Origin of the sequence: Variovorax sp. 22077 (assembly GCF_052044195.1) — a bacterium.
GTDB lineage: Bacteria > Pseudomonadota > Gammaproteobacteria > Burkholderiales > Burkholderiaceae_C > Variovorax > Variovorax atrisoli.
Window position 1 is genome coordinate 177905 of the sequence record NZ_JBQEQC010000002.1, and the last position, 24028, is coordinate 201932.

The 24028-nt window shown below is 68.0% G+C and carries 22 protein-coding genes; 12 read left to right on the forward strand and 10 right to left on the reverse strand.

All coding sequences use genetic code 11. The features are described from left to right. Positions 1 to 196 precede the first annotated feature (196 nt). The 5 genes from ACTJLF_RS03320 to ACTJLF_RS03340 all read right to left on the reverse strand — a co-directional run bounded on the left by ACTJLF_RS03320 (position 197) and on the right by ACTJLF_RS03340 (position 4238). A complete protein-coding gene (locus tag ACTJLF_RS03320; RefSeq protein ID WP_019652305.1) occupies positions 197 to 1387 on the reverse strand; it encodes a substrate-binding domain-containing protein in 1191 nt (396 codons plus the stop codon). Between the two features lie 132 nt (positions 1388 to 1519). Further along, complete coding sequence (locus tag ACTJLF_RS03325) at positions 1520 to 1807, reverse strand: hypothetical protein (protein WP_145758623.1); 288 nt, start codon at positions 1805 to 1807, stop codon at positions 1520 to 1522. Beyond that, a complete protein-coding gene (locus ACTJLF_RS03330; protein WP_440882478.1) occupies positions 1804 to 2139 on the reverse strand; it encodes a hypothetical protein in 336 nt (111 codons plus the stop codon). The genes ACTJLF_RS03325 and ACTJLF_RS03330 overlap by 4 nt, the downstream gene beginning before the upstream one ends. 48 nt (positions 2140 to 2187) lie before the next feature. After that, entirely contained in the window at positions 2188 to 2703 is a 516-nt protein-coding gene (locus tag ACTJLF_RS03335; protein WP_440882479.1) for a hypothetical protein, read from the reverse strand. Then, complete coding sequence (locus ACTJLF_RS03340) at positions 2700 to 4238, reverse strand: sigma-54 interaction domain-containing protein (protein ID WP_132798085.1); 1539 nt, start codon at positions 4236 to 4238, stop codon at positions 2700 to 2702. Before ACTJLF_RS03340 ends, ACTJLF_RS03335 begins: the two co-directional genes overlap by 4 nt. 135 nt (positions 4239 to 4373) lie before the next feature. On the opposite strand from ACTJLF_RS03340, the gene ACTJLF_RS03345 reads away from it, so the two are divergent. From ACTJLF_RS03345 to ACTJLF_RS03360, 4 genes are read left to right on the forward strand one after another with little or no spacing between them, the layout of a single operon-like run. Continuing rightward, positions 4374 to 5072 (forward strand): TetR/AcrR family transcriptional regulator, encoded by a 699-nt coding sequence (locus tag ACTJLF_RS03345; protein WP_260310032.1) that lies wholly within the window; start codon positions 4374 to 4376, stop codon positions 5070 to 5072. Next, positions 5069 to 6613 (forward strand): efflux transporter outer membrane subunit, encoded by a 1545-nt coding sequence (locus ACTJLF_RS03350; protein ID WP_440882480.1) that lies wholly within the window; start codon positions 5069 to 5071, stop codon positions 6611 to 6613. Before ACTJLF_RS03345 ends, ACTJLF_RS03350 begins: the two co-directional genes overlap by 4 nt. Then, positions 6610 to 7818 (forward strand): efflux RND transporter periplasmic adaptor subunit, encoded by a 1209-nt coding sequence (locus ACTJLF_RS03355; protein WP_019652299.1) that lies wholly within the window; start codon positions 6610 to 6612, stop codon positions 7816 to 7818. The genes ACTJLF_RS03350 and ACTJLF_RS03355 overlap by 4 nt, the downstream gene beginning before the upstream one ends. 20 nt (positions 7819 to 7838) lie before the next feature. Continuing rightward, the gene (locus tag ACTJLF_RS03360; protein ID WP_440882481.1) at positions 7839 to 10955 is read left to right on the forward strand and encodes an efflux RND transporter permease subunit; all 3117 of its coding nucleotides are present in this window, start codon (positions 7839 to 7841) and stop codon (positions 10953 to 10955) included. An 84-nt stretch (positions 10956 to 11039) separates the two neighbouring features. On the opposite strand, the gene ACTJLF_RS03365 is transcribed toward ACTJLF_RS03360, so the two are convergent. From ACTJLF_RS03365 to ACTJLF_RS03375, 3 genes are all read right to left on the reverse strand, one after another. Beyond that, positions 11040 to 12563, reverse strand: a complete 1524-nt coding sequence (locus tag ACTJLF_RS03365; RefSeq protein ID WP_126182054.1) for a tripartite tricarboxylate transporter permease — start codon at positions 12561 to 12563, stop codon at positions 11040 to 11042. Position 12564: 1 nt separating this feature from the next. Further along, positions 12565 to 13101 (reverse strand): tripartite tricarboxylate transporter TctB family protein, encoded by a 537-nt coding sequence (locus tag ACTJLF_RS03370; RefSeq protein WP_184603717.1) that lies wholly within the window; start codon positions 13099 to 13101, stop codon positions 12565 to 12567. 143 nt (positions 13102 to 13244) lie between these two features. Beyond that, positions 13245 to 14204, reverse strand: coding sequence for a Bug family tripartite tricarboxylate transporter substrate binding protein (locus tag ACTJLF_RS03375; RefSeq protein ID WP_019652295.1), 960 nt, complete (start codon positions 14202 to 14204; stop codon positions 13245 to 13247). Between the two features lie 136 nt (positions 14205 to 14340). Between ACTJLF_RS03375 and ACTJLF_RS03380 the strand changes: the two genes are divergently transcribed. The 4 genes from ACTJLF_RS03380 to ACTJLF_RS03395 all read left to right on the forward strand — a co-directional run bounded on the left by ACTJLF_RS03380 (position 14341) and on the right by ACTJLF_RS03395 (position 17899). After that, on the forward strand, positions 14341 to 15024 hold the full coding sequence (locus ACTJLF_RS03380) for a response regulator (RefSeq protein ID WP_132751261.1): 684 nt from the start codon (positions 14341 to 14343) through the stop codon (positions 15022 to 15024). Between the two features lie 115 nt (positions 15025 to 15139). Further along, positions 15140 to 16582: a sensor histidine kinase gene (locus ACTJLF_RS03385; protein WP_440882482.1), complete on the forward strand. Its 1443-nt coding sequence runs from the start codon at positions 15140 to 15142 to the stop codon at positions 16580 to 16582. Positions 16583 to 16601: 19 nt separating this feature from the next. Continuing rightward, positions 16602 to 17036 (forward strand): RNA-binding S4 domain-containing protein, encoded by a 435-nt coding sequence (locus tag ACTJLF_RS03390; protein ID WP_132798099.1) that lies wholly within the window; start codon positions 16602 to 16604, stop codon positions 17034 to 17036. 56 nt (positions 17037 to 17092) lie between these two features. Next, positions 17093 to 17899, forward strand: a complete 807-nt coding sequence (locus ACTJLF_RS03395; RefSeq protein WP_132751262.1) for a PPK2 family polyphosphate kinase — start codon at positions 17093 to 17095, stop codon at positions 17897 to 17899. A 57-nt stretch (positions 17900 to 17956) separates the two neighbouring features. On the opposite strand, the gene ACTJLF_RS03400 is transcribed toward ACTJLF_RS03395, so the two are convergent. Next, positions 17957 to 18625 carry a hypothetical protein gene (locus ACTJLF_RS03400; protein WP_019652290.1) on the reverse strand — a complete coding sequence of 223 codons (669 nt, stop codon included), beginning with the start codon at positions 18623 to 18625 and terminating at the stop codon, positions 17957 to 17959. Positions 18626 to 18767: 142 nt separating this feature from the next. Here ACTJLF_RS03400 and ACTJLF_RS03405 point away from each other — a divergent pair, with 142 nt between their 5' ends. Together ACTJLF_RS03405 and ACTJLF_RS03410 are read left to right on the forward strand one after the other, a co-directional pair. Beyond that, positions 18768 to 19112 (forward strand): c-type cytochrome, encoded by a 345-nt coding sequence (locus ACTJLF_RS03405; RefSeq protein ID WP_440882483.1) that lies wholly within the window; start codon positions 18768 to 18770, stop codon positions 19110 to 19112. A gap of 100 nt (positions 19113 to 19212) precedes the next feature. Beyond that, positions 19213 to 21156, forward strand: a complete 1944-nt coding sequence (locus tag ACTJLF_RS03410; protein ID WP_440882484.1) for an ATP-binding protein — start codon at positions 19213 to 19215, stop codon at positions 21154 to 21156. Here the strand turns inward: ACTJLF_RS03410 and ACTJLF_RS03415 are convergent. Beyond that, positions 21144 to 22853 (reverse strand): acyl-CoA dehydrogenase family protein, encoded by a 1710-nt coding sequence (locus tag ACTJLF_RS03415; protein WP_440882485.1) that lies wholly within the window; start codon positions 22851 to 22853, stop codon positions 21144 to 21146. The genes ACTJLF_RS03410 and ACTJLF_RS03415 overlap by 13 nt on opposite strands. Between ACTJLF_RS03415 and ACTJLF_RS03420 the strand changes: the two genes are divergently transcribed. Then, a complete protein-coding gene (locus tag ACTJLF_RS03420; protein ID WP_440882486.1) occupies positions 22852 to 23166 on the forward strand; it encodes a hypothetical protein in 315 nt (104 codons plus the stop codon). The genes ACTJLF_RS03415 and ACTJLF_RS03420 overlap by 2 nt on opposite strands. Beyond that, complete coding sequence (locus tag ACTJLF_RS03425) at positions 23145 to 23984, forward strand: helix-turn-helix domain-containing protein (protein ID WP_440882487.1); 840 nt, start codon at positions 23145 to 23147, stop codon at positions 23982 to 23984. The genes ACTJLF_RS03420 and ACTJLF_RS03425 overlap by 22 nt, the downstream gene beginning before the upstream one ends. The last annotated feature ends 44 nt before the right edge of the window (positions 23985 to 24028 follow it).

Consider the following 24028-nt stretch of genomic DNA (forward strand, 5'->3'; position numbering starts at 1 on the left):
ATCGAATCGGCCGGGGGAACAACATGCCGCCGCGAAGAAGGACGCAGGCTGGCGCTTCGCCCGGCGGCCATCCGGGGCGAAACTGAAATTAATTCGAGGAACACCGCGGAACCGGCTTTGCCGGGCCGCAGGTGTTGCCCCCGGCAGGGGGTTGGCGTAGCGACACGAAGTGCGCGCGTAGCCTGGGGGCGAGTTCTTACCTCTTGTTCTTGATCGGGATGTCCATCTCTTCAGGCTTGATCTCGTGCACCAGCTCCGGCACGCCCCAGGCGAACGCCGGGTCGACCTTGATCTTGAAGTGGTACATCGACTGCATCGCCTGGTGGTCTTCCTTGCGGAAGGTCATCTTGCCCTTGGGCGTGTCGAAGCTCATGCCTTCCATCGTGCTGATGAGCTTGTTGGTGTTGGTGTCGCCGTTGGTCTTCTTCAGCGCGGTCACCACCGCCATCGCGGCCGAGAAGCCCCCGGCCGTGAAGAAGTCGGGCGGCGTCTTGAATTCCTTGTAGTGGGCCGAGACCATCGCCTCGTTCACCGGGTTCTTCGGGATGCCGAAGTAGTAGTAGGCCGCGCCTTCCATGCCTGGCAGCGCCTTGTAGGCGGCCATGGCCGGCAGGATGTTGCCGCCGGTGGCGATCTCGATGCCGTAGCGCTTGAGGTCGAGGTCGACGATCTTGAACGGGTTGCCCGCGCCGGCCCAGACGATCCAGATGATCTTGCGGCCCGGCTGGTCCTTCAGCTTGTCGATCAGGCGCTGCGCGCCGGCGGTGAAGTCGGTGGTGGCGGGCGGCAGGTATTCCTCGTGGACCAGCTTGGCCTTCTTGAGCGCGGCACCGAAGGCCTTCACGCCGTCGCGGCCGAAGGCGTTGTCCTGCGCCAGCGTGGCGACGGTGACGCCGGGCTTGTCGATGGCCACCGCGTTGGAGATCGCGTCCTGGCTCGAATTGCGGCCGGTGCGGAAGATGTACTTGTTCCACTTGTCGCCGGTGATCGAGTCGGCCACCGCGGGCTCGACGATCAGGATCTTCTTGTACTCCTCGGCCACCGGCAGCATCGCCAGCGCCACGCCCGAGGCCGTCGGGCCCACGGCCAGCGCGGCCTTGTCGTCGGAATACGCGGCGGCCAGCAGCGACTTGCCCAGGTCGGGCTTGCCCTGGTCGTCCTTCTCGATGACCACCAGCTTCTTGCCCGCCACGGTCATCGTGCCGCCGGTCGCGTAGTCCAGGCCCATCATGAAGCCGGTCTGGGTCTGCTTGCCGTAGGCTTCTAGCGCGCCGGTCTTGCTGTAGATGTGGGCGATGCGGATTTCGTTGGACTGTGCCCAGGCCGGAGCGGTGGCTGCGGCACAGGCGGCGAGCGCGGCCAGGGCGACGAGGTGGCGACGGTTCATTCTTTGTCTCCTGAAAAAGGTGACTGAATATTGCACAGTTCGTGCCACCCGCTAAGCCATTGATAACAAACGTTTCTCCATTCGAGAGAAGCGCTCTCCGGCTGAATTCAGAACACTCGCAGTGTCTGAATTTCAGTCGGATGTCTGATTTTCAGTCAGGGTTTTCGAGGAGGCCTGACGCTGGGCGATCCACTGCTCGAACTGGCGCTCGGCCTGCTGGCGGAACTCGTTGCGCGCATGGTTGCAGGCGGCGTGCGCGAGCCGCCGGTGCTTCGAGGAGCGCACCCCGCCGAAGGTCGAATCCACCAGATGCTCGATGGTGGCCGACTCCGGCCGGCCCGCCGGCTCGTCGAAGTCCATCGGCAGCCCGCACCAGTGACAGTTGGGGCCGAAGGTGGAACGCAGGGCCTTGACGCTCACAGGTCCGCGTACTCCAGGATCTCCTGACCCATCAGCGTGCAGTCGTTGCCCGACACGCAGTAGATGAGCCGCATGCGGTACTGCCCCTTGTAGATGCTGCCCCAGACCTCGAGCACCTTGAACTGCTGCTTCTTGTTGGCCGGATTGCGGATCGGCGGCAGCTCCTTCACGTCGGGGCTGATGCGGATGCGGTCGTCCTCGCCGAAGTGGAAGGTCAGCAGCTTCTTTGCGCGGGAGACGGCTTCGCCGGAACACTGCGGCGCGGCGTTGGCCATGCCGGCGACTGCGCAGAGGCCAAGACAGGCGGCGATACGGACGAGGGCCTTCTTCATCGGATGTGGCGTCGGGGTTGTGGGATGGGGCGGGAGTATCGCTCGGGCTCAGTGTTCAGGCCCTGCAGGCTCCACCCAGTAGAGCTGCTTGTGACAACGTGCCTCGTAGACTCGCCGGTAGTAATCGGCAACCCGGCGGCTCTCGTATTCGCGCATCAGAATGCGATTTCCGTTGTCGTCCAGCCGAAAAAGACGGCAGTGCTGCAGGTGCTTTGTGAAGGCCGGAGACTTCGTCCTCAGCAACTCCACCATGTGCGCATCAACGTGCATCTTGAAATCTCTGAGCTTCAGAAAATCCAGCACGGCCTCGATCTCCAGTGATTCCAGATAGATATTGAACCAATCGATGGAAGTGTGGCGCTCGAGGGTGATCTTGTGTCCCCATGGGAGCTCGAAGAACCATAGTTCTACGGGTCCCGGCGCATCCCAGTCGGGGGGATGGTCCGAATGCCTTTCACCAAACCGACTGCTGAAGTCCGCCGGCGACATCTCGATGGAGATCAATCGCTCGCCAAGCTCGATGTCCGCCCGATCTATCCTGCGCATTGCAAGCAGCGGATTCACGTCGATTGCTCCTGACTCGTCATCCGCTCATAGAGCGTCGCGCGCGAAATGCCCAGCAGCCGCGCAGTCGCCAGCTTGTTGCCGCCGGTGGACGCCATTGCCGCGGCGATCGCCTTGCGTTCCAGCTCGGCCACCTGCTGCGACAGCGGCCGCAGCAGCGCGGCCTGCTCGTCGGCATCGTGGCTGGTCTGCAGGGTGGCAGGCAGCTCGATCTGCTCCAGCCCGGCTTCGCGCAGGATGCGTTCGAGCTGCACGGCGTCAATGCGCTGCGAGTCGCTTCGCATCGTCACCTGCTCCAGCACGTTGCGCAGTTCGCGGATGTTGCCGCGCCAGTGCTGGCCGGCGAGCAGCGCGAGCGCGTCGGGCGTGAGTTCGGGGGGCGCTTCGCCGCTGCGCAGCGCCATGTCTTCGCCCAGCGCCTCGACGAGCGCGGGGATGTCGGCGCGCCGCTCGCGCAGCGGCGGCACACGCAGCGGGAGCACGTTGAGGCGGTAGTACAAGTCTTCGCGGAACTGGCCGCGGCGCACGAGTTCGGGCAGGTCGCGCGAGGTGGCGGCGATCACGCGGGCGTCGAAGGGTACGAGCTTGTTTGAGCCCAGCGGCTCGATCTCGCCCTCCTGCAGCGCGCGCAGCAGCTTGGCCTGCAGGCCCAGCGGCATGTCGCCGATCTCGTCGAGGAAGAGGCTCCCGCCATCGGCCAGCTTGAACTTGCCTTCCCGGCCCTTGCGGTCGGCGCCAGTGAAGGCGCCGGGCGCGAAGCCGAAGAACTCGGCTTCCAGCAGCGTGTCGGGCACGGCCGCGATGTTGACGCTGACGAACTGGCCCCTGGCCCGCGCCGACGAGGCATGGATCGCATGCGCGAGCAGCTCCTTGCCGGTGCCGGTCTCGCCCAGCAGCAGCACCGGGCTCGTCGATTGCGCCGCGCGCCGCGCATGCCGCTTCACCTCCACCGCCGCCGGACTGCTGCCGATGAAGCTCGCGAAGGTGTACTTGGAGCGACGCTGGCCATCACCCGAGTGCTGGTAGAGCGGGTTGTTGCGCTGGCTCGCGAGTTCGCGGCGGGCGTCGTCGAGGTCGCGCTGCAGCAGCGCGAACTTGCTGATGAGCGGCTGCAGCGTGGTCTCGGGCTGGTCGAAGAGCACGATGCCGATCGCACCGATGACCTTGCCCATGCCGCCCTCCCCGCCACCGCGCTCTTCGCGCAGCGGAATGCGGCTGACGACGAAGGTGCCGGCCTTGTTGGTCAGCAGGTCGACCAGGATGGGCTCGCCGGTCTCGAGCACGCGCCGCATCTGGGTGTTGGGGATCACGTCCTCCACCATGTGGCCCATGAACTCGTCGATGGACGAGAAGCCCAGCGCGGGCAGGAAGCGCCGGTAGCCTTCGTTGACCCACACGATGCGCCCGGTGCTGTCGACCAGGAACATGCCCTGGCTGATGCTCGAAAACAAATGAAACATCGAGCGCGCGGCGAGCGCGAGAATGCCCTCGGCATCGAGAGGCAGCGAGGGTGTTGCGGTGGAGGCTGCAGGCATGTCGGGATCGTAGCGCGGGCCGGGCCCGCCCCTTAAGTCTTAAGGATTCGCTTCGACGGGCACGGTCCGGCAAAGACCTTCAGGAAACCTTAAGTTAATCAATCGTTTGATTTTGTGCGTGGTGTAATGCCGGGCATGAACGCGAGAGATCCGATCACCCAAGCACCTCGCCGCGCACCGCGCGCAGACGGTGCCGAGGCACGCCACCGGCTGCTCCACACCGCCTTGAGGCTGTTCGCGCAGAAGGGCTTCGCAAAAACCTCCACGCGCGAGATCGCCCGCGAGGCCGAGGTCAACATCTCGGCCATCAGCTACTACTTCGGCGACAAGGAGGGGCTCTATGCGGCCACCTTCAGCGAACCGATGGGCGGCGACTCCAGCGACCTCATCGCCGCCTGCAACGTGCCCGGCCAGCCGCTCGAGGCCACGCTGCGCAGATGCATGGTGTTGATGATCGATCCGCTCAAGCAGGGCGAGATCGTGCGGCAGTGCATACAGCTGCACATGCGCGAGATGCTGGAGCCCACGAGCCGCTGGGCCGAGGAGCTGGAGCGCGACATCAAGGGGCCGCACCGCGCCATCGCCGAGCTGCTGTGCCGCCACCTGAAGGTGGAGCGCCCCGACGACGACATCCATCGCCTGACCTTCGCGATCACCGGATTGTCGATGCAGCTCTACGTGAGCCAGGACTTCATCGAGGCCCTGCGCCCGTCGCTGCTGCGCACGCCGCGCGCCATCGACACATGGGCCGATCGCCTCACTTCCTACGCGCTGGCGCTGGTCCAGACCGAAGCGGCGCGCAGGCAGGCCGAGAGAAAGCAGAAGAAACAATGAGAAAACTCCGATTCAGATCCAGGCTGACGGCCGTCCTCTGCATGGGGATCGGCATCGGCCTCTCGGGCTGCTCGCTGACGCGTCCGCCCGCGCAGGTCGAAGCGCCGGTACCCGCGCAATGGCGCGCGCCCCTGCCCCATGGCGGCTCGCTGGCCTCGCTGGCCAACTGGTGGAGCCAGCTCGACGATCCGCTGCTGGTCGAACTCATCGCCGCCGCCGAGGCCGCGAGCCCCAACGTCGCGAGCGCCGCCGCGCGCGTGGCCGAGGCGCGCTTCACGCGTGTGCAGGCCGGTGCGGCGCTGCTGCCCAGCCTCGACGGCACCGCTTCGGCAAGCCGCGGGCCGGTGGGCGTTTCCGGCGGCAGCCCATCTGGCGCGGGCACCGGTGCAGGCTCAGGAAGCAGCAGCAGCGGCGGACTCTCTTCCAGCACGCCGATCACCACGCTGCAGGCGGGCCTGCAGTCGAAGTGGGAAGTCGATCTGTTCGGCCGCCTGCGCGCCGACCGCGACGCGGCCGAGGCCAAGCAGAACAGCGCCAACGCCAAGTGGCACGACGCCCGCGTGGCGGTAGCGGCGGAAACCGCCAACGCCTATTTCGCCGAACGCGCCTGCCAGCAGCAGCTTCGCGTGTCGGAGGCCGATGCACGCTCGCGTGCCGAGACTTCGCGGCTCACCGACCTGTCGGCAAAGGCCGGCTTCACCGCGCCCGCCGATGCGGCCCTTGCACGCGCCAGCGCATCCGATGCATCGGGCCGGCTCACGCAGCAGCGCGCCCAGTGCGCCGTGCAGCGCAAGGCGCTGGTCGCGCTCAGCGGCATCGACGAGGCCACGCTCGAAGGCAAGCTCGCCGCCGCGCCGGCGCAGCGCGCTCTGCCGGCCGTGGGCAGCATCGCGAGCGTGCCGGCCGAGGCGATCTCGCAGCGCCCCGACGTGTACGCGGCCGAACTCGGCGTGGCCTCCGCGAGCGCGGACGTGGGTTCGGCCGAGGCCGAGCGTTATCCCAAGCTCACGGTGTCGGGCTCCATCGGCCGCTCGCAGTACCGCGTGAGCGGCGTGCGCCAGTCGCTCGAGACCTGGACCGTGGGCCCCGTCGCGCTGACGGTGCCGCTGCTCGACGGCGGCTCGCGCAAGGCGAACGTCGATGCGGCCAAGGCACGCTATGCCGAGGCCGTGTCGCTCTACCGTGCCAACGTGCGGCAGGCCGTGCGCGAGGTCGAGGAGGCACTGGTCAATCTCGACGCTACCGACACCCGCACGGCAGACGCCGATGCCGCGGTGAAGAACTACCAGGCCTCCTTCGACGCCACGCAGGCGCGCTACAGCACCGGTCTCGCAAGCCTGTTCGAGCTGGAAGACTCGCGCCGCACGCTGTTCTCGGCACAGACCGCGCGCGTCTCGCTGCAGCGCGAGCGCACCGAGGCATGGGTGGCGCTGTACCGCTCGATGGGCGGCGGCTGGAATCGCCAGGCCGCGCAGAGCCCCTCTTTCGAATCGTCCTCAATGACCACATCCCCGGCCGCGAAGGTCGCGACGTCGCCATGAAAACAATGAAGCGTTCCACTCTCGCCATCGCGCTGATCGCGCTGGTCGTCGTCATCGCGGCGATCTTCTTCATGAGGGGCGGCAAGCCCTCGGGCAAGGCCGGCGACCAGGTCGCGGCAACCAAGGGAAAGGACGGCGCCGCGGCCCCCAAGCCCGCGCTGACCGTCACCGTCGCCAAGCCAGAGCCCACCGAGCTGATGCTCACGCTCGCGGCCAACGGCAACGTGGCCGCGTGGCAGGAGGCAGTCATCGGCTCCGAGTCCAACGGCCTGAAGCTGGCCGAAGTGCGCGTGAACGTGGGCGATACGGTGAAGAAGGGCCAGGTGCTCGCCGTGTTCTCGCCCGAGACGGTGCAGGCCGACATCGCGCAGGCACGCGCCTCGCTGGCCGAGGCCCGCGCCACCGCGGCCGACGCCGCCGGCAACGCGGCGCGCGCACGCACGCTGCAGGCCACGGGCGCACTCAGCCAGCAGCAGATCAACCAGTACCAGACCACCGAGCAGACCGCCAAGGCGCGCGTTGAAGCGGCCGAGGCCGTGCTGGCCGCGCAGCAGGTTCGCGGCCGCAACACCCAGGTGCTGGCACCCGACGACGGCGTGATCTCGGCGCGCACCGCCACAGTGGGCAGCGTGGTCGCGGCGGGCACCGAGCTCTTCCGGCTGATCCGCCAGGGCCGCCTCGAATGGCGCGCCGAGGTGACCTCGGCCGAGCTGAGCCGCGTCGCGGTCGGCACCACTGCCTTCGTGGTGAGCGCCAGCGGCGCGCAGGTGCGCGGCAAGGTGCGCAGCATCGCGCCCACGGTCGATCCGCAGACGCGGGCGGCGCTGGTGTACGTGGACCTGCCCAACGTGCAGCAGAACACCGGCGTCAAGGCCGGCATGTTCGCGCGCGGCGACTTCGAACTCGGCCGCAGCACGGCACCGACGGTGCCGCAGGCCGCCGTGGTGCCGCGCGACGGCTTCAACAACGTGTTCATCCTGAAGCCCGACAACAAGGTGGCGCAGATGAAGGTGCAGATCGGCCGGCGGCTGAACGACCGCATCGAGATCACCAGCGCGCTGCCCGAGGGTGCCCAGGTGGTGGTGCAGGGCGCGGGCTTCCTCAACGACGGCGACCTGGTGCGCGTGGTCGATGCGCCCTCGCCTCCTTCATCCGCCGCGGCCCAGCCCGCCAGGCCGGCGGCATCCGACGCTGCGGCGAAGTAAGCAATGCAAAGGACACGCCCATGAACGTTTCCGCCTGGTCCATACGCAACCCGATTCCGGCGGTGATGCTGTTCGTGCTGCTCACCTTCGGTGGGCTGCTGTCGTTCAACGCGATGAAGGTGCAGAACTTTCCGGACATCGACCTGCCGACCGTGACGGTCTCGGCCTCGCTGCCCGGCGCCGCGCCTTCGCAGCTGGAGACCGACGTCGCGCGCAAGCTCGAGAACTCCATCGCCACGGTGCAGGGCCTCAAGCACATCACCACCAAGGTGCAGGACGGCGCCGCCACGCTGATCGTCGAATTCCGCCTCGAGAAGCCCGTGCAGGAGGCGGTCGACGACGTGCGCTCCGCCGTGCAGCGCGTGCGTGCCGACCTGCCGGCCGACGTGCGCGACCCCGTGGTCACCAAGCTCGACTTCGCGGCGCAGCCGGTGCTGGCCTTCACCATCGCCTCCTCGGCCATGGATGCCGAGGCGCTGAGCTGGTTCGTCGACAACGACGTCACCAAGAAGCTGCTCGCGCTGCCCGGCGTGGGTGCGGTGAACCGCGTGGGCGGCGTCACGCGGCAGGTTCACGTCGACCTCGATCCGGCCAAGCTGCAGGCGCTGGGCGCCACCGCGGCCGACATCTCGCGCCAGCTGCGGCAGGTGCAGACCGAGAGCGCGGGCGGTCGCTTCGACCTGGGCGGCAGCGAGCAGCCGGTGCGCACCATGGCCACGGTGAAGTCGGCCGACCAGCTCGCCGACATGCAGATCGCGCTGAGCGACGGCCGCCGCATCCGCCTCGACCAGGTGGCGCGCGTGAGCGACACCATCGCCGAGCCGCGCGCTGCCGCGCTGCTCAACGGCAAGCCCGTGGTGGGCTTCGAGGTGGCCCGCAGCCGCGGCGCCAGCGAGGTGGAGGTGGGCCATGCAGTGATGAAGGCGCTGGCCGACATGCGTGCCGCGCGCCCGGACATCGAGCTGACCGAGGCCTTCAACTTCGTCGAGCCGGTGGAAGAGGAATACAACGGCTCGCTGCACCTGCTGTACGAGGGCGCCATCCTCGCGGTGGTGGTGGTGTGGCTGTTCCTGCGCGACTGGCGCGCCACCTTCGTCTCTGCCGTGGCGCTGCCGATGTCGGTGATACCGGCCTTCATCGGCATGCACCTGCTGGGCTTCTCGGTGAACGTGATCTCGCTGCTGGCGCTGTCGCTGGTGGTCGGCATATTGGTGGACGACGCGATCGTGGAGGTCGAGAACATCGTGCGCCACCTGCGCATGGGCAAGACGCCCTACCAGGCGGCCATGGAAGCGGCCGACGAGATCGGGCTGGCGGTGATCGCCACCACCTTCACGCTGATCGCGGTGTTCCTGCCCACGGCCTTCATGAGCGGCGTGGCCGGCAAGTTCTTCAAGCAGTTCGGCTGGACGGCCTCGCTCGCGGTGTTCGCGTCGCTGGTGGTGGCGCGGGTGCTCACGCCGATGATGGCGGCCTACATGCTCAAGCCGGTGGTCACGGCCGAGACGGAGCCGGGCTGGATGCGCTGGTACATGCGCGCCGTGACCTGGAGCACGCACAACCGCTTCAAGACGATGGTGCTGGCCACCCTCTTCTTCTTCGGCTCGCTGGCGATGATCCCGCTGCTCAAGACCGGCTTCATTCCGCCGGACGACAACTCGCAGACGCAGATCTACCTGTCGCTGCCGCCGGGCTCCACGCTGGCGCAGACCACGGCGGCGGCGGAGGAAACCCGCAACCGCGTGATGAAGATCCAGCACGTGCGCAGCGTCTACACCACGGTGGCCGGCGGCAGCGCGGGCGGCGACCCGTTCGCGAACTTCGGCACGCCCGAGACACGCAAGGCGACGCTCACCATCAAGCTCGACCCGCGCGGCGACCGGCCGCGCAAGCAGGTGATCGAGAACCAGATCCGCGCGGCGCTCGAGACGCTGCCCGGCGTGCGCAGCACGGTGGGCCTGGGCGGCTCGGGCGAGAAGTACATCCTGGCGCTCACGGGCGAGGACCCGGTGGCGCTGTCGAGCGCGGCCAGCGCGGTGGAGAAAGACCTGCGCACCATCCCCGGCCTGGGCAACATCACCTCGACCGCGAGCCTGATTCGTCCCGAGATCGCCGTGCGCCCCGACTTCGCGCGCGCCGCCGACCTGGGCGTGACCAGTTCGGCCATCGCCGAGACGCTGCGCGTGGCCACGCTGGGCGACTACGACCAGTCGCTGGCCAAGCTCAACCTCGCGCAGCGTCAGGTGCCGATCCTGGTGAAGCTCGAGGACTCCGCGCGCACCGACATCGACCTGCTGGGGCGTCTGTCCGTGCCCGGCACGCGCGGGCCGGTCATGCTGAACCAGGTGGCATCGCTGAGCATGGAAGGCGGCCCGGCGGTGATCGACCGCTACGACCGCTCGCGCAACGTGAACTTCGAGATCGAGCTCTCTGGCGTGGGCCTGGGCGACGCGAAGGACGCGGTGCAGAAGCTGCCGTCGATCCAGAACCTGCCGCCGGGCGTGCGCATCGCCGAGGTGGGCGACGCGGAAGTGATGACCGAGCTGTTCGCCAGCTTCGGCCAGGCCATGCTCACGGGCGTGCTGTGCATCTACATCGTGCTGGTGCTGCTCTTCAAGGACTTCCTGCACCCGGTGACCATCCTGTGCGCGCTGCCGCTCGCGCTGGGCGGCGCCTTCGTGGGCCTGCTGATCGGGCAGAAGGCGCTGTCGATGCCTTCGCTGATCGGGCTGATCATGCTGATGGGCATCGCCACGAAGAACTCCATTCTCCTGGTGGAGTACGCCATCGTGGCGCGCCGCGACCACGGCATGAACCGCTGGGATGCCCTGCGCGACGCCTGCCACAAGCGCGCGCGCCCCATCATCATGACCACGCTGGCCATGGGCGCGGGCATGCTTCCCATTGCGGTGGGCTTCGGTGCGGCCGACTCCAGCTTCCGCTCGCCGATGGCGATGGCGGTGATTGGCGGCCTGATCACCTCCACCGTGCTGAGCCTCCTGGTGGTGCCGGCCGTCTTCACCTACGTCGACGACATCGAGCACTGGATCAAGCGGACGGTGCGCAGGCTGCGCGGGCAGCCGGCGGATCCGCACATCGACGACGACCTGGTCGAGACGCCCGCGCCGGGGCGGTAGCAAGAAGCTGCTGCGCAAACAAAAAAAGCTGCGGCAATGCCGCAGCTTTTTTTTGGCCAGGCCTCGAACGAAGCCTTCGGAAGATCAGGCGTCCATCTGCGCCAGTTTCGCCAGCTTGCGTTCGCTCATGCGCTTGGCAAGGCGCGGCAGGACCAGCACGGCCACCACGATGACGACCAGGGCGATCGACATCGGGCGCTGGAAGAACACCGCCGCGCTGCCCTCGCCGATCGACATCGCGTTGCGCAGCTGCGCTTCGGCCAGCGGGCCGAGGATCATGCCGACCACCACGGGAGCGGTCGGGAAGTCGAAGCGGCGCATCACCACACCCAGCAGGCCGATGGCGTACAGCAGGAACAGGTCGAAAGCGCTCTGGCGCATGCCGTAGGCACCCACCGTCGCGAAGATCAGGATGCCGGCGTAGAGCTGGGGCTTCGGGATCTTCAGCAGCTTCACCCACAGGCCGACCATCGGCAGGTTCAGCACCAGCAGCATCACGTTGCCGATGTACAGCGACGCGATCAGCGCCCACACCAGCGCGGCGGAGGTGGTGAAGAGCTGCGGCCCCGGCTGGATGCCGTAGTTCTGGAACGCGCCCAGCAGGATGGCGGTGGTGTTCGAGGTCGGAATGCCCAGCGTGAGCAGCGGGATCAGCGCGGCCGTCACCGTGGCGTTGTTGGCGGCCTCGGGGCCGGCCACGCCTTCGATGGCGCCGGTGGTGCCGAACTCGGCCTTGGCCGCCTCGTCCTTGGCCAGCTTCTTCTCGGTGGCGTAGCTCAGGAAGGTCGGGATCTCTGTGCCGCCGGCCGGAATGCAGCCGAAGGGCGTGCCGATGGCGGTGCCGCGCAGCCAGGCCGGGATGGAGCGCTTCCAGTCGCGCCTGGACATGTGCACGCGGCTGAGCTTGTTCTGCCCTTCCACCACGCGGCCTTCGTACAGCACGGCGTACAGCACCTCGGCCACGGCGAACAGGCCCACGGCCACCAGCACGATCTCGATGCCGTCGAGCAGTTCGGGGATGCCGCCGGTGTAGCGGCCCTGGCCCGAGATCTGGTCGAGGCCGATGCAGCCTGCGGCAAGGCCGACGAACAGCGCCGTCATGCCGCGCAGCGTGCTCTTGCCGAGCACCGCGCTCACCGTGGTGAAGGCCAGCAGCATCAGCATGAAGTATTCCGGCGGGCCGAGCTTGACCGCGAAGTCGGCCACGAAGGGCGCGAACAGCGTGACGATGACGGTGGCGATGGTGCCGGCCACGAAGGAGCCGATGGCGGCCGTGGCGAGCGCCGCGCCCGCACGGCCGCTCTTGGCCATCTTGTTGCCCTCCATTGCCGTCACCATGCTGGCGGTTTCGCCGGGCGTGTTCAGCAGGATGGAGGTGGTCGACCCGCCGTACATGGCGCCGTAGTAGATGCCCGAGAAGAAGATCATCGAGGCCGTGATGTCGACCTTGCCGGTGATCGGCAGCAGCATGGCCACCGCCACGGCCGGGCCGATGCCGGGCAGCACGCCGACGGCCGTGCCCAGGGCGCAGCCGACCAGGCACCACAGGAGATTGACGGGGGTGATGGCGGCCGCGAAGCCGGCCATCAGGGCGTTGAAGATTTCCATGTCAGATCCAGCCGGTCGAAGTGAGGCCAGGCAGGTTGATGGCCAGGAATTGCGTGAACATCCAGAACACCGGGGCGGAGATCACGGCGCCGGTGACGAAGTCGGTCGCCCAGGTGCGCGGCGAATTGACGCCGGCCTGCCCGCTCGCTCGGCGCAGGCCCTGCACCGCCAGCAGGTAGCACAGCGTGCAGCTCAGGATGAAGCCCAGCGTGGTGATGAGCGCCGCGTTGAGCAGCAGGCCCGCCGACACCCAGATGAAGCCGGGCCAGTAGGCATGCTCGGCGCCCGACGGCGCATCGAGTTCGCGAAAGCCGCCGGTGCGCGCCTCCCACAGGATCCAGGCGCCGCACAGCACGAGCACCACGGACACCAGCCAGGGCAGGAAGTTGGGACCGACGCCGCCGTAGCCCGCGTCGGAGGAAATGCCGATGGCGCCGAAGGCCAGCGCCACGCCGGTCAGCAGCACGCCGGCGCCGACAAGGGTTTGGGGCCACGTCGCCGCGGGTTGCGGCGAGGCCGAGGAGTCTGGAGTTGTCATTTTTTGCTCCCGCATCGAGGGGAAAGAGAGCCCCTTCGGCAAGAAACACCGAGGAGCCGGCTTCGCCGGGCCTCGGGTGTTGACCCCGAAGGGGGGAAGGCGCGCGCGACACGAAGTGCGCGCAGCCTGGGGTAGAACCAGGTTCAGACCATGCCGGACTTCGTCATGATCGCGCGCAGGTTCGCGAAGTCGTCGTCCACGAACTTGGCGAAGGCGTCGCCCGAGAGCACCGCCGCCGTCCAGTCGTTCTTCTTGAGCGATTCGGCCCACGAGGCGCTCTTCATCGCGGCCAGCACCATGTCGGTCAGCGCCTTGCGCTGCTCGGCCGAGATGCCGGGAGCGCCGTAGACGCCGCGCCAGTTGCCGATCTCGACGTCGATGCCCTGCTCCTTCAGCGTAGGCACGTCGACGCCCGGCAGGCGCTGGGCGGAGGTGACGGCGATGGGCTTCATCTTGCCGGCGGCGATGTACTCGGCGAACTCGCTGTAGCCGCTGCCGCCGACGGTGACGTTGCCGCCCAGGACGGCGGCGGTCGCCTCACCGCCCCCACGGAAGGCGACGTAGTTGATCTTGGACGGATCGGCGCCGACCTTCTGCGCGATCATCGCCGCGGCGATGTGCTCGGTGGAGCCGCGCGAACCGCCGCCCCACTTGACGCTGCCCGGGTCCTTCTTGAGCTGCTCGACCACGTCCTTCATAGTCTTGAACGGCGAGTTGGCCGGCAGCACGAACACGTTGTATTCGGTGGTCAGGCGCGCGATGGGCGTGGCCTGCGAAAGGTTGACCGGCGGCTTGCCGGTGATGATGCCGCCCAGCATGACCGAGCCCATGACCATCAGCGCGTTGGCGTCGCCCTTGGAGCCGTTGACGAACTGGGCCAGGCCCAGCGCGCCGGCGGCGCCGCCCTTGTTGTCGTAGGTGACGGTGTCGGCCACCTTGGCGTCGGTCAGCGCCTTGCCCAGCGCACGGCCGGTGGTGTCCCAGCCGCCGCCCGGGTTGGCGGGGATCATCATCTTGACGTTGGCGGCCGCGCGCGCCGACAGTGGCAGCGCTCCCACGGCGGCCATGGCGGCCAGTGACTTCAGAAAGGTGTCGCGACGCATGCTTGGGTCTCCTGATTGGAAGTAACTTGAAAGGAAGCTGACTTGTAGCTGAGCGCTATCATGCGCCGCCCCGCTGTCAGTTGGCTGTCCGCCAGACTGGGGAAAACACCAAAGTACGCACCCCGAAGCCCCACGTATGAAGCTGCTGCTGGTCGAAGACGACCCCACGATGCAAATCACCCTGCAGCGCACCCTCGGGCGCCGCCGCATCGACGTGCGCGTCTGCGGAGACGGCGCCCAGGCCGTCACCCAGTGGCGAGCCATCGAACCCGACGTGGTCGCCCTCGACCTGAGCCTGCCGAACCTGGACGGCCTGCAGGTGCTGGCCCAGGCCCGCGCCGAAGGTTTGCGCACACCGGTGCTGCTGCTGACCGCGCGCGGCACGGTGGGCGACCGCATCGTCGGCCTGAACGCCGGCGCCGACGACTACCTGCCCAAGCCCTTCGACCTCGACGAACTGGAAGCGCGCATCCGCGCGCTGCGCCGCCGCAGCCACGGCGCCACCGGGCCGGACGCGGGCCTGAACCCGCAGGAGATCGGCGGCCTGCGCTTCGAGCCCGACAACGGCGCCATCTACAACCGCGCCGAGCTGCTCGAGCTCACCCCGCGCGAACTGGCCCTGCTGAAGGCGCTGATGATGAAGCCCGGCCACGCAGTGACCAAGGAGCGCCTGTTCGAACTGGTGTTCCCGGGCGAGACCGACGTGCAGTACGAGGCCATCGAGGTGGTGGTGTACCGGCTTCGCAAGAAGCTGGTCGGCACCGGCGCCGTGCTGATGACGATGCGCGGACTCGGCTATCTGCTGCGCCCTGAAGCATGACAAACCCCCAGGCTGCGCGCACTTCGTGTCGCCTCGCCAACACTCTTGCAGGGGACAGCGCCTGCGGCCCGGCGAAGCCGGTTCCGCGGCGTTCGCCGGCCTGCGCGCGCATTCGATGATCCGCGCGATCTCGTTGCGCGCGCGGCTGCTGATCGGCATCCTCGCGCCGGTCACGGTGTTCATCGTGATCAACAGCGTGAGCCTGTACCGCCAGAGCCTGGCGGCAGCCACCACCGCCTACGACCGCACGCTGCTGGCCTCGGCCAAGACCATCGGCGAGCAGCTCGACGTGGAGGGCTACGACGACATGGCTCGGCTGCGCGCCATCGTGCCCTACTCCGCGCTGGAGGCCTTCGAGGCCGACAACCGCAGCCGGCTCTTCTACCGGGTCTCGGCACTCAACGGCGAGATGATCTCGGGCTTCGCGGAGCTGCCCTTCTGGCACGGCCGCATCCCTGACCGCAGCGCCTACGCGGCCCTGGTCGACTTCTACGACGCGCAGTTCCGCAACCAGCCGGTGCGCGTGGCGGTGCTCCTGCAGCCCGTCGCCGGCGCCACCGGCCGCGGCATGGCCGTGGTGCAGGTGGCCGAGACGCTGGAGATCCGCGAGACGCTGGCGCGCAAGCTGCTCATCGACACGCTGTGGCGCCAGTTGCTGCTGATGGGCGTGATCGCGCTGGTGACCGTGTTCGTGGTGCAGCGCGCCACCCGGCCGGTGCGCGAACTGGGCGAGGCGATCGAGAAGCGCCAGGCCGACGACCTCTCGCCCATCGACGCCCCCGACGCGCCGCGCGAACTGCGCCCGCTGATCGACGCCACCACCCAGGTCATGGGCCGGCTGCAGCGCCTGCTGGACCACCAGAAGCGCTTCGTGCGCGACAGCGCCCACCAGCTGCGCACGCCGCTGGCGGTGCTCAAGGCGCAGGTGCAGTCCGCGCAGCGCGGCGACGTGGTGCCGGAGCAGGCGCTGGACGAGATCAGCGGCACCGTCGACCGCGCGACCATGCTGGCCAACCAGATGCTGTCGCTCGCCAAGGTGGAACAGCTGCGGCAGCAGCCGGAATCGGTGACGCTCGATTTCGCCGAGGTGGCACGCGACATCGCGCTCGACCTGTCGCCGCTGGTGGCCGACAAGGCGCTCGACTTCGAGCTCGCCGTCGACGAGCCCGTGCCGGTGCGTGCCCACCAGTGGATGCTGCAGGAGCTCACGCGCAACCTGCTGCACAACGCGATCAAGCAGAGCCCGCCGGGCGCCGCGCTTTCGGTGGCGGTGCGCGCGGAGGGCGCCGACGCGGTGCTGGTGGTGAGCGACGGCGGCCCCGGCATCTCGCCCGAGCTTCGCCAGCGCCTGTTCGCGCCCTTCTCGGCGGGCAGCACCTCCAGCGGCTCGGGGCTGGGTCTGGCGATCTGCCGCGAGATCGTGCTGGCGCTGGACGGGCACATCAGCCTGGACAACCGTACCGAGCCCGACGGCAGCGGACGGATCGTCGGGCTGGACGCCGTCGTGCGCCTTCCGCTCGCGTCGCCGCAGCCGGTGCCGTCGCGGCACAATGCCTGACCTCCACTCCTCGAATTTCATGGACCGTCTGCGCATCGACAAATGGCTCTGGGCCGCCCGCTTCTTCAAGACGCGCTCGCTGGCTGCGGAGGAAATCGGCAAGAACCGCGTGCAGGTGAACGGAGACGTCGCCAAGGCCTCGCGCGAGGTCAAGGCGGGCGACACCGTCGCGATGCGCATGGGCCCGCTGACGCGGACCGTCACGGTGCGCGGTCTCAGCGGCCAGCGCGGGCCGGCGCCGGTGGCGCAGCAGCTCTACGAGGAAACGGCGGAGAGCCTGGCGGCGCAGGCCGCCTTCCGCGAGATGCGCCGCGCGGGCATCGAACCGGCACTGACCATCGAGCAGGGCCGCCCCACCAAGCGCGACCGGCGCGAGCTCGACGGCGCGGTGCGCCAGCATGCCGAGTGGGACAACCGCTGGAGCGCATCGCTGCCCGAGGACGACGAGTCCTGAGCAATCGCTTAACCTGCGGGCTTCGTCGTTCCCTTCCCAACACGGAGTCCAGCTACATGGCCAGCTTCAAGAAGTACCGCGTCGGCGGCAAGTTCAAGCTCTCCCACATCGACCCCGACGACACGCCCTTCTGCGAAGGCGACGAGAACGCCCAGCGCGTCGAGCTCGATGCCCTCGCCGTGGAGCTCGACGAGCTGCAGGATCTGCTGAACGCCGAGGGCAAGCGCAAGCTGCTGCTGGTGCTGCAAGGCATGGACACCAGCGGCAAGGACGGCACCGTTCGCTGGGTGTTCTCGCGCACCTCGCCGCTGGGCGTGCGCGTGACCGCATTCAAGGCCCCGACGGTGGACGAGCGCGCGCGCGACTACCTCTGGCGCTGCCATGCCGTGGTGCCGCGCACCGGCGAGATCATGGTCTGGAACCGCAGCCACTACGAGGACGTGCTGGTGCCCGTTGTCGAAGGCTGGATCGACAAGGCCGAGGCGAAGCGCCGCTACGCACAGATCAACGACTTCGAGCGCCTGCTGACGGAAACCGGCACGGTGGTCGTCAAGTGCATGCTGCACATCGACAAGGACGAGCAGCGCGAGCGCCTGCAGGCCCGCATCGATACGCCCGGCAAGCAATGGAAGTTCAGCATGGACGACCTGTCGGTGCGCACCAAGTGGAGCGCCTACCAGCAGGCCTACCAGAACGCCCTGGTGGCCACGTCGAGCGACCATGCGCCGTGGCACGTGGTGCCGGCCAACAGCAAGCGGCACCGCAACGTGATGATCGCCCAGCTGCTGGTGAAGACCATGCGGCAGATGAAGCTCAAGCCGCCCGCGCCCGATCCGGCGCTCAAGGGAATGATCGTCAAATGAAAAACGGGCCCGCATCGCGGGCCCGTTTGCCTTGCCGAGGGAGGGAAGCCGCCGGACTCAGGAGCGGCGTATCGCCGCCTGTGCCAGCACGCGGCACTTGCCGAACTCGCAGCGCACCGCCCAGGTTCCGCCGTTGTCGCAAGGCACGTTGTAGCTCTCGTAGCCGGGGCCCTTGGCCGTCAGCTCGGCACGCGGCTGGATGTTGCAGCGGCCGGCCTTGGCCAGCGCTTCAACGTTGTAGGTGTCGACGCCGGTGCGGCGCGGCTTGACGATCACGCCCGGATCGAAGGTGTTGCCGTAGAAGGTGTCGCGCACGTTCGGGTCGAGGTTGCGGTAGCCGCGCTTGGCCATGCAATGCACGATGGCGATCTGCTGATGATCGGCGATGAGTTCGGAACTCGGGCGGCCGTTCCAGTCGATGACGGCCGCCGTGATGCCGGTGTACGACGCCGCGGCGACGATGCCCTGCCCGTACACAGTGATCAGGCCCACGCCCAGGGCGCCCCACATGGCGTCGCCGGTTTCGCTGCGGGCGGTGATGCGGTTGGCGGCGGTGCGGCAGTCGGCCACGTCCTGGTCGTAGCGCACCTTGTCCACGCCTTCCATGGCCACCATCGGCACATAGGAAGTCCCCCTGCCCGTTCCGGGTTCGGTGGGGGTGGTCGGAGCGCTGGCGCAACCGGCCAGGGCCACGGCGGCGAACGCAATGCTCAGCAGCAGCTTCATGCAATCCCTCGTCTTCTTCGCGATAGTTGCGGGGATTTAACCATACATATAGTTACTCTTGAATCGTCTTGTCGTGAATGCACGACGGCCGGCGCCGCGCAAGCGGCATGCGACGATGAAGGGCGCAGGCACCGCCCCACCCATGAAGATCCACACTCCCGTCCAGCGCCTTTGCCAGTTCCTCGCGGGCTGTGCGTTGGCCATCCATTCGCTCTCCGCCATCGCCCAGACGCCGGCCGAGCTGGCCCGCAAGAACGCATGCATGGCCTGCCACGGCCTCGTGCACAAGCAGGTGGGCCCGGGCTTCGCGCAGATCGCCGAGCGCTATCGCGGCGATGCGGAGGCGGCCGCGCGGCTGGCCGGGAAGATTCGCAATGGCAGTGTCGGCACCTGGGGCCGCGTGATCATGCCGAGGCAGACCCAGGTGTCGGAGGCCGACGCGCAGGTGCTGGCGCAGTGGATCCTCTCGCAACCCGTCCCGCGGTGAGGCCATCCGGGCTCACCCGATGGGCCGGTTGGTAACAAAGTGAGAAAATAGGTTACATAAACCTCCGCGCCGGCCCGGGTCGCGGCACTTCCAGCATCCCTTGAACTACCGCCCCGCACCCTTCTTCGCCTCCGTGGTGCTCGTTCTCTCGATCGCACTGCTGGGCATCATCGGCGTCTACCTGGTCGGGGCGACCGGCGTGCGGCAATCCGACGCGCTCCTGCACATGACGCACGCCGACTGGCAGGTGCAGGACGCCTCGGGCTTCAGCACGCCGCCGGCCCGGCAGGACAGTGGCGCGCTGCCGCACGACTGGAAGAAGATCGAGCTTCCGCTGGCCCTGCCCATCGCGCTCCTGAGCCAGGCCGGGAACACCTCCACCAGCACCACACGCACGACCTGGATCAGGCTCGGCACCCGCGGCCTGCCGGCCGGCGCCGGCCCCTGGGCGCTGTACGGCGCGCGCATCAAGACCGACGGCACCATCGCCGTCTATGCCGATGGCCAGTTGGTTCATCGCGCGCAGCAGTCGGGCCCGCTGTGGAACAGCACCCGCACGCCGCTGTGGGTGCAGCTCGACGGACATGGCGCCGGCGGCAACGCGCCGCCTGCGGAGATCCTCCTGCGCCTGGAGCACACCCATAGCGCGCAGGTGGCGCTGTCCTCGCTGTGGATCGGCCCGGTGGATGCGCTCAGGGGCCGCCACGGCATGCGCCAGTGGCTGCAGCAGGAACTGCCCGCGATGCTGGGCGCGGCCTTCATGGCGGTGGGCGTGTTCGCCCTCTTCGTGTGGTTCAGGCGCCGCGACGAGACCGGCTACCTGCTGTTCTTCAACCTCTCGGCCACCTCGTTCATGCGGGGGCTGCACTTCTACGTGGGCCTGCCAGTGCTCAACGACTGGTTCGCGTGGCTGACCGTCAACTCGCTGTTCTGGCTGGTGATGGTCGTGCACTTCTTCCTGCGCCAGCTTCATGGGCGGCAGCTCGTGTGGCTGACCCGCGGCGTCGTCGTGACTACCACGGCCATCGGCATCGTCACGATTCCCGGTCTTGCCATCGTGCAGAACACGCCCCAGGTGACGCCGCTGATCTACGCGATCGCCGCGATGATGGGCACCGCCGTTTGCCTCGTGGGCGGCGTCAGTGCCTGGCGCCGCTCCAGCGAAGGACGGCTGGTGGCGGTGGGCATCGGCGTCTGCGTGCTGCTGGGCGTCACCGACTGGCTGTTGCAGAACAACTTCATCAGCCCCGAAGGCTGGTATCTCGGCGCGTACACGAACGCGGCCACCTTCATCGTGTTCGGCGTGCTCATGTACCGCCGCTACGTGCACGCCATCGGCGAGGTCGAGGAGCTCAACGCGAACCTCGCGCACCGCCTGCAGGTGCGCGAGGCCGAGCTCGAGCTCAGCCACCGCAGGCTGCGCGAGGTCGAGCGCCTGCAGACCATCAGCGACGAGCGCCAGCGGCTGATGCAGGACATGCACGACGGGCTGGGCTCCTCGCTGATCAGCGCCATCCGCTCGGTGGAGGGCGGCGGCATGAGCGACGACAAGGTCTCGCAGATCCTCAAGAGCTGCCTGGACGACTTGAAGCTCACGCTCGATTCGCTGGAGCCGATCGAGGCCGACCTGCTCGTGCTGCTGGCCACGCTGCGCTACCGGCTCGAGCCGCGACTCGAAGGCACGGGCGTCTCGCTGCGCTGGGAGGTGCAGGAGCTGCCCGCGCTGGAGTGGCTCGATCCGTCGAGCGCGCTGCACATCCTGCGCATCGTGCAGGAGAGCATCTCCAACATCCTGCGCCACACGCGGGCGACCGAAATCCGCGTGGGCACCTCGCTGGGTGACGGCGGCGTGCGCGTGACCATCGAGGACAACGGACAAGGCTTCGACATCGACAAGGCCATGGCCGCATCTTCGGGCCGGGGCCTGCAGAACCAGCGCCGGCGCGCACGCTCGATCAACGGCACCGTCAGCTGGGAGCCGCTGCCGAGGGGAACGCGCTTCGTGCTGTGGCTGCCGCTGCGGCGCCAGGCTCAGGCGGCCTGACGCACGGGCACGACCGACGCGCGGGAGACGATCCCGCGCAGGTCGGCCCCGGCCTCCAGCGTGCCCATCACGCCGGCATGACGGCCACCCAGGCGCGATTCGACGAAGCGCTGCGCAACCGCGCCATCGCTGTGCTTCAGCATCTCGCTCGCCTGCAGCGCAAGCGCCATGCGCGTCACGATCGCGCGTGCGTTGCCCTCGTCGATCGCGCCCGCGGCAAGGTCGTCGCGCAGCGCGGCAACGAACTTCGCGTGCGCGACGTTGGCCTGTGCCTGCGGCGGCGAAACCTCGTCCATGAAGACCTCGAGCGCGCCCTTCTCGCGTCCCAGTGCGCGCAGCACGTCCATGCACATCATGTTGGTCGTGCCTTCCCAGATCGAATTGAGCGGCGCCTCGCGGTACAGCCTGGCGATCGGGTTCTCCATGATGAAGCCGTTGCCGCCGTGCACCTGCAGCGCCTCGTAGACGAAGTACGTCGCCCTCTGGCAGTTCCAGTACTTGGCCACCGGCGTTGCCACGCGTGCAAGAAGCCGCTCGCGTTCGTCCGACGCCATGCCGTCGGTCGCGCACGCCACGCGCATTGCGCAAAGCATGGCCGCTTCGCTCTCCAGCGCGAGGTCCGCGAGCACGTTGGTCTGCATCGGCAGGTCGGCCATGCGGCGGCCGAAGCCGTCGCGCGTCGATGCGTGGCCGATCGCCAGCGTCAGCGCCTGGCGCATCAGGCCCGCCGAGCCGACGGCGAAGTCCAGCCGCGTGAGGTGCGCATGCGAGAGGATCTCGCCGATGCCGCGCCCCTCCTCGCCGACCAGCATCGCCCACGTCTTGTTGAACTCGACCTCGCTCGATGCGTTGGAGCGGTTGCCGCACTTGTCCTTCAGGCGCTGCACCGCGACGCGGTTGGCACTGCCGTCGGGCAGGAAGCGCGGAACGAAGAGGCAGCTCACGCCGGACCTGGTTTGCGCGAGCGTATAGAAGCCATCGGAAGTGGGCACCGAGAAGAACCACTTGTGGCCGGTGACGCTGTAGACCTGCACGCCGTTCTCGGTTCCGACGAAGGTGGCGGTGGTCTGCGTCTGGCGCAGGTCGGAGCCGCCCTGCTTCTCGGTCATCGCGTAGCCGATCACCGCGCCCATCTTGTGCGAAAGCGGAAGGCGGCGCGGGTCGTACTTTCCGGAGAGCGTCTTCTCTCTCCAGAGCGCGAACTCGGGCCTTCCCTCGAAGCCGGCGCATGCGGCATACGCCATGCCCGTGGGGCAGCCCGTGCCGTTCTCGACCTGGTTCCACAGGTAGCTGAGCACGGCGCGTGCGAAGTGGCCCGAGCTTTCGCTCGTGGTCCATGCAAGCCCGGGCACGCCATGCGCGAAAGCCAGGCTCATGAGCTGGTGCCATGCGGGATGGAACTCGACCCAGTCGAGCCGGTTGCCGAAGCGGTCGTGCGTGCGCAGCTGCGGGTTGTGCTCGTTGGCCAGCCGCGCAAGATCCTGCACCTGCTCGTCGCCCGCCAATGCACCGACGGCCATCGCATGCGGAATGCTCCATGGTGCATGGTGCTCCACCAGCCCGCGTAGCGCCACGTCGTCGATGAACGCGTTGTGGCCGATGCATGGCTCGGCCTGGTTGAATACCTTGTGCGTTTCGACGCCATCGGCAAGCGAAAACTGAAACGCCAGTTCGGTGCTCTCGAGAGGCATGTTCATGAAGGTCTCCAATGAGCGGCGGCAAGATGGCTCCGCCGCGAAGCATGTTGAGGCATTCGCCGCCGTTCGTGAATCTGATCTTTCCCGCAGCGGCTGCGGGCCATGCAGGGGCCGCCGAATGGCACACCGCTTGCTTGATTTCCGCATCGAGGCTGGAGGCTTTCCGCATCCACCAAGATCGCGCTGTAATCACCGCAACGAGACGGCCTTGCTCACCATTCAGGTGCCATCGATCGGTTCGACGACGCTGGCGGGATGTGTGGCAACCGCCGATGCAAACGGAGGTTTTCATTGGCCAAGCTGGACCCTCTGAACACGTCGCGCTACTGGCATGCATCCGGAATCCCCGGCATGGACATGCTGCATGCCGACTTCACAACGCACGAGTACGCGCCGCACGTGCACCATTCCTTCGTGATCGCGGTCACCGAAGTGGGAGGCGCAGAATTCAAGAGTCGCGGGCGCACGGGCATCGCGCATCAGCAGGCGCTGCTCGTCTTCAATCCTTCCGAGCCCCACTCGGGCCGCATGGGCGGCAGCGCGCGCTGGCGGTACCGTGCCCTCTACCTCGCAGACCCGGGCATCAGGCATTTGATGTCGACGCTGGGCATCGACCAGACCCGATACTTTGGTTCCAACATCTACGACGACCCCGAACTCATCGCCTGCTTCCTGGAGTTGCACCGCGCCTTCGATGGAGACAGCGGCCAGTGGGACCCGCTGCGGCAGCAGGAACTGTTCGTCCATAGCTTCGGCACGCTCTTCCAGAACCATGCGCAGCCGGGACAGCGCGTGCTTCCTGTGCCGGCAGATGCGAACGTGCTCGCGCCGGTGCTCGAGTTGCTGCGCGACGCGTTCGCCGAGCGGCTGACGCTCGAGCAGATGGCGTCGGCCGCCGACCTCACGCCCTTCCAGCTGATCGGCGCATTCAACCGCACGATCGGCCTGACGCCTCACATGTACCTGACGCAGCTGCGGCTCAGGGCCGCAATCGGCCTTCTCACCGCGGGCCGCCCGCTCATCGAGGCCGCGGTGGCGAGCGGCTTCTACGACCAGAGCGCACTCACGCGGCATTTCAAGCGCACCTTCGGCATGACGCCGCTGCAGTACGTGCGCGCGCGGATCAACTGACAGCCTGATCGCCGCCCCCCTCGCGATGCACGCCGAGGGGTTCG